Raw genomic sequence first — 14,774 nt, 5'->3', positions numbered from 1 at the left:
CAAGGGCTTGGGCGCGCTGGATCTCTGTGCCATCCCTCGTGCCAGCACGAGGAGGAGATGAGGGAAGAGGGCGCACTGCGCCTCTCTGCCGCATCACCTTGACCCTCGCATCACTTCATCCATGTTGCCGCTGTGGGCTTAAGCCTGTCATCCGGAACGAGGTCATCCCGTGAAGTTCTTCCAGTTCCTCCTCTGTCTCACGGTCTCCCTTTTCATCCTTCCGCAGGCCCAAGCCGACGAACTCGTGCACTTCGACAGTGCCGTCGTGAAGCCGAGCCCGTTTCTGGAGCGCAAGGCGAAAGAGCAGGGCGAGGTGCCGCCGGTACCGCAGGCGACCCCATTGATCGGTTATCTCACCCGCCCGCAAGGCGACGGGCCGTTTCCGGCTGTCGTGCTGATGCACGGATGCGGGGGCATCCATCCGCATGTGAGAGACGTCTGGCCGGAGCGGCTGGTCTCCTGGGGTTATGTCACACTCGTGGTCGACAGTTTCACCACGCGCAACATCGAGAACAGTTGCAAGACCTATCTTCCCGATCGGGTGTTCGATGCCTATGGGGCGCTGGACTTCCTGACGAAGAGCGGCTTCGTCGATGCCTCGCGCGTCGCGCTGATGGGCTTCTCGGCGGGTGGGATTGCGACGCTGGAGGCGACGAAGATCGAGGGAAACGAGCAATTCATGGATGAGAAATTCAAGGCGGCGGTTGCCTACTATCCGGTCTGTGCGCCACATGAGAGCGATGCGACGGTGCCGACGCTGATCCTGAATGGCGATCTTGATGACTGGAGCCCGGCGGAGCGTTGCCGGCAGCGGATCGCCAATCTCAGCGGCAAGGGGCCGCCGGTCGAATTGCATATCTATCCCGGCGCGCGTCATGATTTCGATGATGAAGCCATGACCAAGCCGAAGACGGTCTTCGGGCATGTGGAGGAATATAATGCTGCCGCGGCGGAACAGTCGATCGCCAGCGTTCAAGCCTTCCTGAAGGCATATGTCGGCAAATAGCGCCTGCTCGGCGGCGATGACGAAGGCGAGGAGCAGGCCCGCATCGCCCGGCGCTACTGCGCGAGATAGCCGCCGTCGATGTTCAGTTCCGCCCCGGTGACAAAGCTTGCCTCGTCGGAGGCGAGGAACAGGCAGCCATAGGCGATCTCGATCGGCTGGCCGCCGCGTTTCATCGGGGTCGTGTCGATGACGATCCTGTTCAGGTCCGGGTTCTGGGCGTCGGTCAGCGGCGTGTGGATGAATCCGGGATGGACGGAATTGACGCGGATTCCCTCGCCGGCATAGGTCATGGCGGCGTTCTTCGACATGTTGCGCACCGCGCCCTTGGCGGCATGATAGCTATGGGCGCCCGGGACCGCGGCGCTGCCCCAGATCGAGGAAATATTGACGATCGCGCCTGCCTGCTGCTTGCGCATGACGCGCACCGCCTCGCGCATGCCGAGGAAGACGCCGGTCTGGTCGACGGCGATCATCTTCTGCCAGTCCTTCATTTCCAGCTTGTCCAGCGGCTCGTAGGCGATGATGCCGGCATTGTTGATCAGCACGTCGAGACGGCCGTGCTTGCGCACGATGGCAGCGACGGCCGATGCCCATTGTTCCTCGCGGGTCACATCGAGCATGATCGTCTCGACATCGCCGGCATAGGGTTTTTGCGGCAGCTTGATATCGGCGGCGATCACAATGGCGCCTTCGGTGGCGAAGAGGCCGGCCACCGCATGGCCGATGCCGCCTGCCGCTCCCGTGATCAACGCGACCTTGCCCTCAAGTCTCATGTCGCCACTCCCTGATCCGTTGAGGATTGCGTCACCTGGCGGTGACGCTGTTTCCTTGCCTGTGTTTTCCGCTATTTGCCTGCGGGTGCGAGCACTTCCATGCGCATCACCTTGACGCCGCCATCGGCGAGATCGGGCAGCTTGGCGAACCAGTCCTTCACGTAGGGCATGGCGTTGTGAGCCTCGAAATCGGCCTGATTGGCGAAGATCTCGTAGAAGATGAAATGGCCGGGGCTTTCCCGGTTTTCCTGCAGGAAGTAGACGAGATTGGCGGGATCGCCGCGCACGAGGTCGATCAGGGGCAGGGTGACGGCGCGAAGTTCGGCCTCCTTGCCGGGCTTGGCGCGCACTTCGGCGACGATCGAATAGGCGCCGTCAGAGATCTTCGCATAGCCGGCGCCCGGTCCGCCCTCGGCGGCGGCGAGGCCTGGAAAAAGGCCCGAAAGCAGGAGGGCCGAAATCTGCAGATAGGCAAGAGTTTTCATGGCATGTCTCCTTGTCCCGCGAAGGCCCGCAACGGAGCCGCGGTCTGGATGTCGAATATTGCGGGATGGGCTTAGTTCGCGCTCGCGAGGCGCATATGCGCGTCATGCGCGTCGGCGAAGCGCTTCTTCACCGGGCCGAGCGCTTTGACGAATTCCAGCTGTTCGCCTTCCGGGCCCTTGCAGTAGATCAGTTCCCAGCCGTCGGAGGGGGCGACCGTCACCTTGTTGGTGTTGGTGTCCTGGGGCGCTGCCTTGCGTTCCTCTTCCGTGGTGACGCGGATGATGCGGTTTGCGCGCACCTGCGTCATGCCGCGCCGGGCGGATTCCGCTTCGAGATCGGTGATGAACTGGTTGAAGTCGACATCGTCACGCACATAGAAGCAGATATGCATCATGCGCGGGAAGGCCGGGCTCATATGCTCCACCGGCTCGGCAAAGGCTTTCGGGCCGCCCATCGGCTGGTCGGCATCGCGATATTGCAGGAGTTCGATCACCACATTGTCGAACTGGATGAAGCGCACGTCGAGGCGCTGGGCGCCGCCGCGCAGATCCGGCACGCCGATGGTGCGCGGATTGACGCCGAGGGTATTGGCGATGATCTCCTGGTCGGCCAGCAGCGTGTTCTGCACCGCATCACCCTGGAAATCGCCGTGGCGGAAGACTTCCGTGCCGCCGAGAACGGCGGTGTAGAATTCATAGGCGCGCTCCATGTTCTGCACGGTGAGGCCGAAATGCTGGACGCCCTGCAGGCGGGCGCCGAGCGAACCGGGGTCGCGGGCAGCTGCCGGCGCCTGCTGCGCCGACACCTTGGTGCTGACCGAAAGGGCTGCGGCCATGCCGCCGATCGCAACGCCGCCGGCGGCGCGCAGTACGGTGCGGCGATCGGGGTTTTCGGGCTGGTTTTGGCTCATCTGCTCGTGTGACATGCTTCTCTCCTCGGGATATCGGATGGTTTTGCTGTTCGGGCAATTGATGGAATTCTAGATCGGCGGCGCTTGCGGCCGGGGTGAAGATCGGGGAAATTCGGTGAAGGCGCATGGGCCGTTTCACCTTTCACCAGAAGGAAACCGGCCGCTGGGGGCTGGCGCCCGGAGGGGATGACATGGAGAGAAGGACAGCGTGGCTCGGGCCGGCGGCGATCGTGGTCGGCTCGGGGCTCGGCATGTATTTCAGCATCGGCATCGTGCTGATCTACGGTTTCAGCGTCTTCATCCTGCCGATTGTCGAGGATACCGGCTGGGACCGGACGGCGGTCGCCGCCGTCGTGGCGCCGATCGCCATCGTCAACGGGCTGATGTCGCCCGTCGTCGGCGCGCTGACGGATCGGTTCGGGCCGCGCCGGGTGCTGATCGCATCCTCGATCCTGATGGCCCTCGGGCTGACCGCCGTCGGCATCACATCGCACAGCCTGCAAGCCTTCGTCGCCGCCGTCACCATCGCGAGCCTGCTAGGTGCTGCGCAGACCGGGGTGCCCTATACCTATGTGATCGTCGGCTGGTTCAGCGCACGGCGCGGCCTTGCGCTCGGCATCATGCTCTCCTTCGTCGGGCTCGGGATCGCCACGGTTCCGCCGGCACTTGCCTTCATCATTTCGCTCTGGGGATGGCGTTTCGCCTTCGTTGCGGCCGGCATCGCGGCAATGGCGATCACGCTGCCCGTCGCCTTCTTCGTCATCCGCGATCCGCCGGCGGCAAGCAAGGCTGCACGCAGCGAGGGGCATGACGTGCCGCAGGCGCTGAGGACATCGAGTTTCTGGCTGATGCTGGCCGCCTTCTTCCTCAATTATTTCGCGGCGGCAGCAGGTTCGATCTCGCTGCCGGTGCAGCTCGCCGACCGTGGTGCGGCGCCTGCGCAAGCGGCCTTCGTGATGAGCATGGTGGGGCTCTCCTTCATCGTCATGCGCCTCGGCTTCGGGGCGCTGCTCGACAGGTTTCCGCCGGTGCCGCTGACGGCGCTCGCTTTCCTCGCACCCGTTGTCGGCCATCTGATCCTTCTGAATTCGGAGGGGCAGGCGGCGGCCTATGTCAGTGCCGTGTTCTTCGGCCTCGCCACCGGGGCGGAGGGCGATGCGATCGGTTTCCTGCTGGCGCGGCGGTTCGGCATGCGCAGCTTCGGCAAGCTTTTCGGCATCAACTACATGGCGCTGACAATGGGCGCAGGCCTCGGCCCGGCCATGCTGCATTTCCTGGCCGATGGAGGAACGCGCTACGATGAGGCGCTGACGGTCTTTGCCTGTATCGGGGCGATTGCGCCGCTTCTGCTGATGCTCGATCGCGGCATACGCTCACCCGAGCGCGTCGGGGCGTGACAGGCCTTGATGCGGCTGGCCGGCAAGGCGGTGTCCTTCGCTTGCGGCCGGCAGGGCATCGAGGAGCAGGCGGGCGCGGATGAGGTCGCTGGTCTCGCAACCGTCTGCGAAGCGCCGATGGATAGGCGCCAGCAGATCGCTCGCCCTTGCGCCGTGCCCCTGCCAGAACCACTCCTCGGCAAGCGTCGTCGCGATGCGCAACTCCCATGAGAGCGCACCTTGCCGTTGGGCGAGATCGAGCGCCTGCAGATAGAGCGCTTCGCGGTCCTCTACCGTGCGTGCGGCACTTTCCCGGCGCAGCAGATCGGCCTTGATGCGCAAGAGCTCCGGCATGCACCAGAATTCGCCTGTCGAGGCGGCGCGCGCGATGGCCGTCTCGATGGCCGCAAGCCCGGCCGAGGCATCGCCGTATTCGCCGAGCCCGGCGGCGTAAATGCCTGCGTAGAAGGGGCAGCGCATGCGGAAGCCCACCTCATCCAGCTCGTCGAGCGCGCCCTTCATCAGGGCAAGCCCGGTGGGATTGCCGCCCTGCAGCAGCCAGTCGGCACGCAGGCAGCGGCCCATGGCCATCCAGATCGTCATCGCATGTTCGGCCATGTGCAGCTCGATGGTGGCGAGCATGGGCTCGGCGCCCGCGAGGTCTCCGGTCCAGAGCGCGATCGGGCAGGTGGTGTGGATGAGGGCATTGCAGAGCGCCAGCGCGTGCTGGGCGGCGCGCGCCTCCTGCAGCTGGCGTTCGGCCATGGCGACGGCCTTTTCCGGATGGCCCTGCAGCCAGAGCACATTGGCAAGCGTGCCGCGGGCGGCCGAGCGCGGGTCGAGCTGGAAGCGGGCAATATCCGAACGTGTCACCGGCGGCACGTAACGGGCGATCATGCGTTCGAAATGACGGCGGGCCTTGCCGAGTTCGCCGAGATAGCGCAGCGCCGTTCCCGTCTGCCGCTCGACATTGGTGCGGGCGGCCAGATCGCCGATGCTCTCGGCGAGCTTTCTGATCCTTTCGGCGGTTGAGAGCGTCGTGCGGTGGTCGCCGGTCCAGGTGGCGTAGTCGCAGAGGCCCCAGAGGCAGCTCATCTGGCTTTCGACATCGTCGAGCGCTTCGGCGCAATCGAGCGCCATCGTCCAGGCGGCCTTGACCTCCGGAAGCGGCCCGCAGGTGTGAAAGAGCGCCGTGCCGAGCGCCAGATGCAGCTTCATCTCGTCGCGCAGGCTTCTGTGACCGGCAAGGGATTTGCCGAGCGCGCCCTCGACGCGGACGCGGCATTCCTCGACGAGCGACAGATGCTCCCAGAAGGGAATTGCGGCGACCGTCAGCGCCACGGCGAGCGCGGTGGTGCGGCTGCCGGAAAAGGCCCAGCCGAGCGCCAGGCGGATATCATCGACCTTGCTGCCATATTCGGCGAGCCACTGCGCCGTCGGGCGGATCTTCCACTCGGCCTCGGCGCGTTCGGCAAGCGCCAGGAGGTGTTCGGCATGGCGCTGGCGCAACGCCTCGTGCTCGCCGCTCTCGGCCAGTTTCTGCAGGGCGTAGCGGCGCGTCATGTCGAGCAGCCGGTATTGCGTGCCGAGTTCGCCGCGCTCGATGGCGATCAGCGATTTGGCGACGAGATTTGCGACGCCATGCATGCACTGCGCCCGCGCATGGCCCTTGTCGACCGCGACGGCGCAGGCCGATTCCAGGCTGAAGGCGCCGGCGAAAACCGAGAGCCGCCGCAGGAGCATGCGTTCGGGCTCGGCCAGCAGCCCGTAGCTCCAGTCGAGCGTTGCGGCCAGCGTATGGTGGCGGTCGGGGCCGGAGCGCAGGCTGCACAGATGCGACTGTTCGGCGAGAAGATCGAGCAGCTCGCCGGCGCTGAAGGCATCGAGCCGGGGCGCGGTGAGTTCGATCGCCAGCGCCAGCCCATCCAGCTTGCGGCAGATTTCGGCAACGATAGGCGCGTCGGCATCCCCGAGTTCGAAACCGGCAAAGCTCTTGGCGGCGCGCTCGACGAAGAGCTCGACGGCCGGGAAGGCCAGCGCCTCGGCGGCGGAGAGCGCGATGCCCTGCGGCGGCGTTTCGAGCGGCGGCAGGCGGTAGAGCTGTTCGGCCGAGATACGCAGCGGCTCGCGGCTGGTCGCGAGAATGCGCAGCCTTGGTGCGGCGGCAAGCAGCATTTCGGTGCAGGCGGCGGCCGCCTCGATCACATGCTCGCAATTGTCGAGGATCAGCGTGAGTTCGCGATCGGCGGCAAAGGCGGCAAGGGCTGCCTCGATATTGGCCGAATGCACCCTGAGCCCCAGCGCCGCGGCAATAGAGGTCGGCACCAGCGCCGCATCGCTGACCCGTGCCAGATCGACGAACCAGATGCCGTGTTCACAGGCGCCTGTCAGCTCATCGGCGGCGGCAAGCGCCAACCGGGTCTTGCCGATGCCGCCGGGACCGACGATCGTCACAAGGCGGGAATGGGCGAGAACATCCAGCGCCGTCTTCACCGCATCGCTTCTGCCCACCAGCCGCGTCGTGGAAACCGGCAGGTTATGGGCACGCGGCGGCATGGCTGCGGCAGGCACCGGCTTTTCTCCATCCCAGGAGACCTGCACCGGCGAGACGAAGCGATAGCCGCGGCCGCTCACCGTCGCGATATAGCTGATATCGGTGGCGGCATCGCCGAGCGCGCGGCGAATGGCCGAGACCGTGACCTTGAGATTGCTTTCCTCGACAAAGGTTTCCGGCCAGGCGCGCGAGACGAGTTCGGTCTTGCCGAGGATTTCGCCGGGACGTTCCACCAGGGCTGCCAGGATCTCCAGCGCACGGCTGCCGAGGCGCACCGGCCGCTCGTTTTTCACCAGCGACTGCCGCTCAGGAGTGAGGATGTACGGCCCGAAGGAATAGGAACGCAAGGTCGAAGCTCCAGACACCAAGGCCCTGACGGGTCTCCAGGCCGCGATGATAACCGCCACAAGGCGCAAAAACCATGGCCCCGAATTCTGATCCGGCTGCCTTCCGGCGCCGCGCCGTGGAGCCCGAAAGGATCGGGCGGTTTTGACGGGAGAAACGCGATGGACCGCACCGGCGCAGCCTGCAGGTATGGCGGAGGGATGAGGGCGCGCTGTGGCAGCCGGGCCAAGAAAAAGCCCGGCGGGGTTTTCCGGGCTGGAGGTGGTTTTTGGCGGGTGCGGCGGATCGTTTCCTCCGCGCCTCTTATGCGGCCTGTTTCCCCTCTGGCCGTTCCGAAACGATCGAACATTGGTGATTGACATCAGAGATGGTGCTTGCTCGAAAATTGAGAAGGGGGCAAGGCCCGGGCAGCATGATCAAATTCATGGGAACAATGTCTGCGATCGTCGGTTCCTTAACTACCAGCAACTGATCTCATCAGGAGAATACCGATGCGCACGAAAATTGTCGCAGTAACGCTGCTCGCCCTTGGCATGGCCACATCGGCCTTCGCCCAGTCCAACCCCGCCCCGACAGGCGCCACCATGGACAAGAACACCACTGATTCCGGCGGCGGCGCCGGCGTCAAAGCCAAGAAGCCTGTCGCAACGGACAAGATGAAGACCGGCAGCACGAAAATGGGCAGCATGAAGTCGAACAAGGTTCACTGCCCCGACCCTGCAAGCAGCAGCGGCACCGGTCCCGGCAAGCTGCAGACCCAGGGCGGCACCAGCAATGCAACGCCGATGGACGAGGCCTGCGCAGCGCACAACAACTGAACCCACTAAGCCTGATACGGCGCGGGTCGAGAAGATGCCCGGTCATCATGATGTGGCCGGGCGTTTTCGTGTCGCATGGGGTGATTGGGCGAGCAGCATCGCAGGCGGTTGAAAGGGAGGGCAGGTTGGGCGCCCGCGTTTGAGCGCTCCCATGCCAGGCGATTGCTCTGCAGAAGGAAGTGCGGCGCCAAATCCCAAAGCCGATGGCAACGCGCAAATATCCCGCTATGCTCCCCCAACCACCGAAGCAGGAGCATACCGCGCGTGCCGCATATCTACATCGTCACCGATTGCGAATTCGACGGCCCGATACCGGGCACCCATTCGATGCTGTCCTTCGCCTCCGTCGCCGTTTCCGAGACCGGCCAGATGCTCGGTGAATTCGAAGCCGTGCTGCAGCCGCTCGAGGGTGCCGGACGCGACCCCGTGACCACGGCCTTCTGGCAGGCGCATCCGCAGGCCTTCGCGGCCGCGACTGAAAATCCCGAGCCTGCTGCCGAGGTCATGGCCCGCTTCACCGCTTGGGTGAAGGCCTTCCGGGCCGAGCCGATCTTTGCCGCCCATCCCGTGACGCTCGACGCTCCCTGGCTCGATCATTACCTGAAGCGCTTCACCGGCCGGCCGCTATTCGAAGGGCCGTGGATCGCCGACCGCCTGTTTCGCCATCCGCCGCTCTGCATCATGTCGCTGGTGGCGGGCGCGACGGGGCGCAGCCCGTGGGAATGCGATATCGCCCATTATCCGCGCGAGTGGCTGGGCAACGTGCCGCACACGCACCGCGCCATCGACGATGCCCGCGGCTATGCCAACCTCCTGCATTTCTTCCTGACCCGGCGCGAGCCCGGCGGCGGCTACCGGCCGCTTCTGTCTTAAGCACGGCTCTAGGTCAGCCGTATCAAGCCGGCCTCGGTCGGCCTGAAACCGCAGGCGTGGTAAAAGCCCTGCAGATGCGGCTCGAAATCGACATGCAGCCATTCCGCCCCGCGCTCCCCGGCAACCCGCACCGCCTCCACCACAATCGCTGTCGCGATACCCTGCCGGCGCAAATCAGGATGCACCGTGGTGTCGAGGAGGAAGGCATGGATGCCGCCATCCCAGGCGACATTGACGAAGCCGATCAGCCGCCCGTCATGATAAGCGCCGAGATGAGAAAGGCTGCGCGACAGGATACGGGTGAAATCCGGCGCCTCTGCACCGTCCCAGGCGGCCGGCCAGAGGGCGGCGAATTCTTCAGGCGAGGGGAAAGGGTCGATGCGGATGTCTGGCATGGGCTGTTTCCGGTTGTGGCGGTGGGAGGCGCGAGTCCCAGCATAGCGGAACGCGGCCGTAGCGCATCATCGACCGGACGGTTGGGGCCGGAAGAGGTCGGCCGTGGGCGGGGCGAAGCTTCCCCGCCATTTTCATGCCCTCGTGCCGATGCGAGGAGGGCATGAGGTCACTGGCGGGCACCCATCCAGGAGCCAACAGGACCCCCTACTGCGTTTCACTCAGCAGCGCACTCAGGCTCCACGGCTGTTCGCCCTGCTGGTCGGCGATATCCTCCACCTTCCAGCCGCCATGTTCCTTCACCAGCGTGTAATAGAGCGTCACCACTTGGCCGTTGCGGAACTGCACCTCCAGCTCGGCCCGGTCGTCCAGCAGGATCGGCTTGCCGATCTCGACATTGCTTGCCTTGCCATCCTGTCCGGCAATGACGGGATCGAAATCGATCGCGCCGACTTCTCCATCCGGCGTGTTGTCGATATCGGCCTGCAGCATCTCGTTCAGATGATCGGAGAAGAAGGCCGAATAGGGCGAGGGGCCGTCATCGCCAGCTTTGTCCGTGTCGAAGCTGTAGAGGGCGTCAAGCAGCGCTTCCGGGGTCTTGTAGGTCGCGGCGAAACCCGAGGAGGCGATCAGCGCCGACAGGGCTAGGCCGAGGATAAGGGTGGACAGGCGCATGTGCGCTCCTTCTGCTGAGTGAGGATGTGTAGCAGGAGTCGCGGGTGCGGAGGGAGGGTGTTTCGTGAAAAGAAGTGCCGCCGAACGCGCCGTCACAGCGCCGGCGAAAGGCCACGGCTGGCGAGTATATTGCGGGCCGCCGTCACGCCCCATTCCTCGTCGAGGTCCTGTCCCTCAAGTTCGGCTTCGGTCACAGGGGTCACGCGGATCAGCGGCACGACACCGAAAGGCAGGCCCTCGATGCGACCGTTATCGCGGCTCAGCATGATGTGCTGAAACGGCCGATAATCCTCCGTCAGCCGGCAGAAGAGAACGGCGCCGTGACGCTCCACGTCACGAGCCACCCGATGGCCATCGGCCACGAGATCGCCGATGCTGATCAGCAGATTGCCCCAGCTGTCGATGCCCTCGGCATCCAGCGCGTTATCGTCAAATTCCATGAAGAGCTCGCATTCGACGCCGTTCTCCGGCTCGGATATGCCCGCCCAGGGCGTGGAAAGCCCGTCGGTGGCGAGCAGCAGCACTGCGACGCCATCGTTGCCGCGACCGCGGATCGAAAGCACCCGGCGATGCGGGCCGAACCATTTCGTCTGGTTATAGCTGTTGGGCGTACCGCGCTCGGCGGCAAAGCCGGCATCGACGGCGCCGCGGGACTGCCAGAAGGCGCGCCGCACCGATGCCGCCGCCTCATAGACGGGATCATCGACACCGCGCGGCACGATCGACCGGTCAAAGCTGGTCTCGATCGTCACCTGACCGCGCATGAAGGGAATCTTCGGCTTCTTCCAGCGGATCACCACCTTGTTGAAGCCGGGGCCATTGCCACCGTCAGCCGCGCCGGCCTCCAGCTTCTCGACGATATCGGCGATGCGGCTCAGGCTATCTGGCCTGCTTTCCTCCACATGGTTTCCAGCGGCATCGCGAAAGCCGCCCGTGCGGGAGGAATGCCCGGCCTGCATGGTGGTCGCTTCCCATTGGCCACTGACCGCGCCTGCCGGTGCTTTGGCGAGGATGGAACCTAGCTCCCGCATCGCATCATCGGTCGTATAGGCCGCCATGTGTTGCTCCAGGGTGTGGTGGTGTGCCCGCGAATGCGGGGCAGGGTGGAGGTAGGGCGGGGATGGTGCGGGGGCAATGAGCGTGGCGGATGAAACGGAATAGTAATGACCGGATTGAAGCTATCCAGCCAACTTCCTACTATATAGACAAATGGCCGCGCGTGCTTGTGTAGGTGCCATTTTTGGGTTCCCTTGCATCAAACGGCTGCTTTCCGTTTGTCGGCGGCAAGGAACCATGCGATCTTTTCGAAGAGTGGAGCAAACACAGCAGCCCAAAACGAGGTCTTGGTGAAGTCATTGTAGTCACGCATTGCTGGGTTTGAGTTCAAGAACGTGCGCAAAATGTTTGTACCGAACCCGGCTATGTTGGTCTGATTGAAGGTTTCGCTATCGGGCGTGAAGTGTTGTTGAATCCACGCTTCGATATCTGCCTGTAATCCCTTTGCCAATAAAGCTGGCCCCGACAGTCCCATTTTCAGATCGAAATAAAGCCAGCACGCGTTATGTGCGTCGTCTTGAATATCTTGGCGCTGGAGGATCGCTTTTAATTTCTGAAAATCGGGATAAGTGGGGCAAAGGCGATGTCGTTCTATTAAGTCCAGGGGGATGAAATTTTCGATCTCTCTGCATGGTGTGGGAAATATACCGCCGACGTAGGCGTTTTGATTTGCTGAAGCTTGAAGAGCTCTTACTGTCGTTGATGAAAAATTGTGTGGAGAAAGCCTATCGCTATCGACAATACAGATAGTGATTCGCTGCGCATTCAGCTCCTCATTAAAACATTCAACAATTGTCGATCCGCCCCCGTGACGTACAACAAACGCAAAATGCCCGATCGGATGATTTCGTTTAGTCATGTTAAGTATTTGTTTTAAAAATTCTCCATCATTGGCTGTATTTGCTACAAGCAACACCGCCACATCTAGGTAGTTTCCCTGCAAAAGAGTCCTGTGGCCGATTTCGTACTTCTGGGAGGTGACGGGTTGCAGCCCATTTCCCCCAATCTTGATGGAGAGAATTTGACCGGCCACCGCTCGAATGGCTCCCCGCTGAGTAAATTCTTGCTTAAGCAACTGCAGATGGGCTTGGTACTGAGCGCCGAGAGTTAAATTGCCCATCGCCCAATCACATGTGACGCGGTCGAGCAAGACGAAGTGCTTGCCTAGAATACTTGCTCGGAGGACTTCGGAGAATAGATACTCCATCTCGGCTGCGTTAGCGGCACCGAACTCGCCCGTGGTTGCATCAATCGTCACGATCATCCAAACACCAGGCGTTAATAATTAAAGAAACCGTAGGGCCAGTTTTGGAGAACGCCCTCTTGGTCAAACGTCGCAAGAGTCACGTCGCTGGAGGTCAAACTGTCCGAGGAATCCCCAAAGATGACTATTTGAACTTTTTCGGCTTGAACGGTACCCGTCGAGATCAATTCACCTATGCGATTGATCATGCTTTCGCTGTGGGTTTCAATCAGGAACGAGAGTGCCGGTGCTTCCTCGTCTGCTATCGCCTCAGCAAATACATCCGCCAATAGCGCCTGGTGAGCGGGGTGAAGATGGAGCTCCGGTTGCTCGATCAACAACGTTTGGACCCTGAAAATGTCCAGCCGAGTAGATTGCGCTCTCCGAGCCCTGTCTTTTTGCTGCATCCACCAGATTTGTGTTAGGACTGGCAACACTTGGGACACACCGTACCCTGTGTCGAGAACGTTGATCGACTTTCCGTTTTGCTCAAGATTAATGCTAATATGTCCCCCTTCTTTGTGGACGCTAATCCCGTAATCGAATGCGCGCTCGACCCAGGAGGAGAGCTCGTTAAGCTTTCGCGCGTCCAGCGACGCAAGAAACATCGGAAGATTACGGCCGTCAGGGGAGATTTCTGAAACGGCCAATTCTTGCTGTCTATAGTACCGTTCACTTCGCGCACGCGCAGGCCCAATGTACTCCACCCCTTGGAAGTACCCGTCGAGCGCGTTGTTCAGAGCTTCCATCAAAATGAAAGCATGATTTGCACGGCAAATTGCATCTAGTCTTTGCGCTAAAATGCTATCCGGTGAACGGCCAAGACTCGCATATATATTCCGGAAAGCTTGCGTATCGGTCCACTGAAGCGAGGCTAAGGCTTCTTTATTTAGAATCTTCTTGTCGAGGATGCGGCTGGCTTCCTTAGCAATTCGAGCATGACCGATTCGTCCGTCCACTACAGAATTTAGTTCTTTCACGAGAAGTCGCTGAAAAACAGTAACGCGGCCTCCTGAAATGAGCAGGTTGTCCTTTCGAGAAAAGAACAGTGGTGTGCCGAAAATCTTGTCCGATGGGATATATAGACCGCTTTCCTCAGTGAGTGCGCTGAAATGTTTGTCATTAAGTATGACTTCCGACACAAACCGATTTGATCTGTCAAATTTCAAACAAAGCTTGGCCTCTATCTCAGCAATTTCAAGCGTTAAGCTGTGGCGCTGGGTGGCGTCTTCAGCGCCACGAACTGCATAGCGGGCGATAACCTTCCCGAATTCTTTCGTCCGCGACGCCGTAGCTTTTAAAGATTTGAGGTAATTGCTGGCAATGACTGGGGAGGTGAAGTTGTCGATTTCAAACGAGAACGTAATTTGTTTGTCGACGTCATTATCAGATACAGCGCTTTTGAAGTTTCCGAAGTCGACGTGGTCGCCGTACCACAGGATCGGCGCGCTAGCATTCGTTTCAACTGATTGCCTGATAAGAGGAAACGATCGTAAAAATGTACTCTTTCCCACACTGTTCCGGCCAAGCAATAAAGTAATTGGCCTTAGTTCGATCATGGGGACCGATGTAAGGCGTCGAAGATTTTGTACCGAATAGCTGATCTTCATCTTTAGAAACTGTGGCCGATTCATCTTAACGGATAGTATCGCGTAATTACTAATCGCTCCCTTACATTCCACATCGATAAGTTGCAATGACGTTGATGAAATCCTTTTTTGTTATCCTCCAGGTTCGCAGGCGTGAGATTGGAGTGGACATCGGCGGCTGCGGGCGAAGTCGCAGAGAGATGACATTGGCAATCCACCACCACCTAATAATGCGCCCAAACCTTCCGCACCGGCATTCCCACATATTCCCCCACCGCCCGATCCTGCTCTTCGGTGGGATCCGCCGTCTCCGGATTCCTCACCTCCAGCGCAAACCGCCCGAACGCAGCCGGCAAACCATAGCGCAGCTCGTTCAATGACACCGTCTTGCCGCAGCACGGCGCCGGGGTCTCCAGATCCCTGAACCCGGCTGCATAAGCCGCATCCATCGCGCGGCCCCACCATCCCGAGGCATCCGCGCCGCAGGCGTAGCATTCGACGCCGGACCAGTTCTCGCCGGGGTCGAAGAAGCGCACCTTGTCCTCGAAGCGCGATTTTATCTCGTCCGCTTTGAGCGCCATCGTTTCCAGCAGGGAGACCGCCCTGGCGGCGGCTTCCGGGGTGGGTTGCCAATGGGGATCGGCGGGGATGTAGCGCAGGAGGGTAAAGGACATCGC

General features: G+C 61.7%; 14 protein-coding genes. 4 read left to right on the top strand and 10 right to left on the bottom strand.

What is annotated here, in order from left to right:
• Positions 1 to 169: 169 nt before the first annotated feature.
• Entirely contained in the window at positions 170 to 1,006 is an 837-nt protein-coding gene (locus FHT93_RS03935; protein WP_183846166.1) for a dienelactone hydrolase family protein, read from the top strand.
• 53 nt (positions 1,007 to 1,059) lie between these two features.
• On the opposite strand, the gene FHT93_RS03930 is transcribed toward FHT93_RS03935, so the two are convergent.
• The 3 genes from FHT93_RS03930 to FHT93_RS03920 all read right to left on the bottom strand — a co-directional run bounded on the left by FHT93_RS03930 (position 1,060) and on the right by FHT93_RS03920 (position 3,190).
• On the bottom strand, positions 1,060 to 1,779 hold the full coding sequence (locus tag FHT93_RS03930) for an SDR family oxidoreductase (protein ID WP_183846164.1): 720 nt from the start codon (positions 1,777 to 1,779) through the stop codon (positions 1,060 to 1,062).
• 71 nt (positions 1,780 to 1,850) lie between these two features.
• The gene (locus FHT93_RS03925; protein ID WP_113203202.1) at positions 1,851 to 2,264 is read right to left on the bottom strand and encodes a putative quinol monooxygenase; all 414 of its coding nucleotides are present in this window, start codon (positions 2,262 to 2,264) and stop codon (positions 1,851 to 1,853) included.
• A 71-nt stretch (positions 2,265 to 2,335) separates the two neighbouring features.
• Positions 2,336 to 3,190, bottom strand: coding sequence for a VOC family protein (locus FHT93_RS03920; RefSeq protein WP_183846162.1), 855 nt, complete (start codon positions 3,188 to 3,190; stop codon positions 2,336 to 2,338).
• A gap of 110 nt (positions 3,191 to 3,300) precedes the next feature.
• Here FHT93_RS03920 and FHT93_RS03915 point away from each other — a divergent pair, with 110 nt between their 5' ends.
• The gene (locus tag FHT93_RS03915) at positions 3,301 to 4,572 is read left to right on the top strand and encodes an MFS transporter (protein WP_246781537.1); all 1,272 of its coding nucleotides are present in this window, start codon (positions 3,301 to 3,303) and stop codon (positions 4,570 to 4,572) included.
• Here FHT93_RS03915 and FHT93_RS03910 read toward each other — a convergent pair.
• Positions 4,549 to 7,452, bottom strand: coding sequence for a winged helix-turn-helix domain-containing protein (locus FHT93_RS03910; protein WP_183846160.1), 2,904 nt, complete (start codon positions 7,450 to 7,452; stop codon positions 4,549 to 4,551). The genes FHT93_RS03915 and FHT93_RS03910 overlap by 24 nt on opposite strands.
• A 489-nt stretch (positions 7,453 to 7,941) precedes the next feature.
• Between FHT93_RS03910 and FHT93_RS03905 the strand changes: the two genes are divergently transcribed.
• Together FHT93_RS03905 and FHT93_RS03900 are read left to right on the top strand one after the other, a co-directional pair.
• Positions 7,942 to 8,268, top strand: a complete 327-nt coding sequence (locus FHT93_RS03905; protein ID WP_112971988.1) for a hypothetical protein — start codon at positions 7,942 to 7,944, stop codon at positions 8,266 to 8,268.
• Positions 8,269 to 8,532: 264 nt separating this feature from the next.
• Entirely contained in the window at positions 8,533 to 9,141 is a 609-nt protein-coding gene (locus FHT93_RS03900) for an exonuclease domain-containing protein (protein WP_183846158.1), read from the top strand.
• Positions 9,142 to 9,149: 8 nt separating this feature from the next.
• On the opposite strand, the gene FHT93_RS03895 is transcribed toward FHT93_RS03900, so the two are convergent.
• The 6 genes from FHT93_RS03895 to FHT93_RS03870 all read right to left on the bottom strand — a co-directional run bounded on the left by FHT93_RS03895 (position 9,150) and on the right by FHT93_RS03870 (position 14,771).
• The gene (locus FHT93_RS03895; RefSeq protein ID WP_183846156.1) at positions 9,150 to 9,536 is read right to left on the bottom strand and encodes a GNAT family N-acetyltransferase; all 387 of its coding nucleotides are present in this window, start codon (positions 9,534 to 9,536) and stop codon (positions 9,150 to 9,152) included.
• 205 nt (positions 9,537 to 9,741) lie between these two features.
• A complete protein-coding gene (locus FHT93_RS03890) occupies positions 9,742 to 10,209 on the bottom strand; it encodes a DUF3828 domain-containing protein (protein ID WP_183846154.1) in 468 nt (155 codons plus the stop codon).
• 92 nt (positions 10,210 to 10,301) lie between these two features.
• Positions 10,302 to 11,267, bottom strand: coding sequence for a hypothetical protein (locus tag FHT93_RS03885; protein WP_183846152.1), 966 nt, complete (start codon positions 11,265 to 11,267; stop codon positions 10,302 to 10,304).
• Positions 11,268 to 11,464: 197 nt separating this feature from the next.
• A complete protein-coding gene (locus FHT93_RS03880; protein ID WP_183846150.1) occupies positions 11,465 to 12,529 on the bottom strand; it encodes a hypothetical protein in 1,065 nt (354 codons plus the stop codon).
• Positions 12,530 to 12,543: 14 nt separating this feature from the next.
• Positions 12,544 to 14,118, bottom strand: coding sequence for an AAA family ATPase (locus FHT93_RS03875; protein WP_183846148.1), 1,575 nt, complete (start codon positions 14,116 to 14,118; stop codon positions 12,544 to 12,546).
• A gap of 203 nt (positions 14,119 to 14,321) precedes the next feature.
• A complete protein-coding gene (locus FHT93_RS03870) occupies positions 14,322 to 14,771 on the bottom strand; it encodes a hypothetical protein (RefSeq protein ID WP_183846147.1) in 450 nt (149 codons plus the stop codon).
• Positions 14,772 to 14,774 lie beyond the last annotated feature (3 nt).

The organism is Rhizobium sp. BK379 (assembly GCF_014193955.1).
Taxonomy (GTDB): Bacteria; Pseudomonadota; Alphaproteobacteria; order Rhizobiales; family Rhizobiaceae; genus Rhizobium.
This window is presented reverse-complemented; position numbering and strand designations above follow the sequence as displayed.